General features: G+C 46.8%; 2 pseudogenes. One reads left to right on the forward strand and one right to left on the reverse strand.

Features of this window, described 5'->3' with window-relative positions:
• Positions 1 to 593, reverse strand: a pseudogene (locus CIK04_RS27180) (DMT family transporter); the annotation flags it as partial.
• Positions 594 to 692: 99 nt separating this feature from the next.
• Between CIK04_RS27180 and CIK04_RS34335 the strand changes: the two are divergent.
• Positions 693 to 882: pseudogene (locus tag CIK04_RS34335) on the forward strand (AraC family transcriptional regulator); the annotation flags it as partial.

Genomic DNA, 882 nt, shown 5'->3' on the forward strand with positions numbered 1-882 from the left:
GCTGGTCAGCCATAATGGTGTCAGCATCGCAACGGCAAACAGACCTTGCATGTAAATCAGCGTCCAATTGGAAAACGGCATTTTCCAGCGTTTCAATAACACGCAGTAGGCGGCATAGACAATCGCGGCAAGCACCATCAGTCCATCCCCTTGTGTGACGGGTTGTTCAATAAAGAAGGCCACATCACCTTGGCCAAGCATGTAGGCTAAGCCAAACAGTGAAATGGCGCCGCCGATAAGGCTAAGAGCAGACACTCGTTGCCTAAAGAGGCACACTGAGAAAGACGCTGATCAAAGGGACCAATGAGGTGATCAGCGACATGTTCGACGCGCTGGTGGTTAAGCCTGCGTAGTAACCTAAAGATTGGTTTAACACCATGCCTAACGTTGCCAAAAAGCGAGTTGCTGAGATAGGTTTATCTGCTGCCATTGGCGGATCACATGAGGTAGCAAAATGGGGTGAGAATCGCCATGGCCACAAACCAACGATAAAAACTCATCGCACTCGGCTCAATAGCCGATGCTGCCAACTTATTAACAATGGAGTTGCCGCCCCAAATAAGAACAGTAAAAAGTGGAAGCAGATAAACCATGAGAACTTACTCGCAGAATGACAGTTGTCAGATAGTTTGTCAGGTCGTTATAATTACAAGTATCTCTTAAAAGACATTGCGCGTGATAGGAAGACAAGTTTGAAAAAGTCCCCTCGACATCTTCATCCCTCGTTATCAATCGATACTCCACCATCTGATGTGTTTATGAATTTCGAAGAATTCTCTCGATACAGAACACGGAACACAGCCACACTTGGGKTCAGGTTCGAATTGATCAGTGGTGGAATCTTAGAAATGGAAGCGCAAGGAACCCGCTTTTTAGCTCCGC

This window comes from Vibrio sp. 03_296, assembly GCF_002265885.1.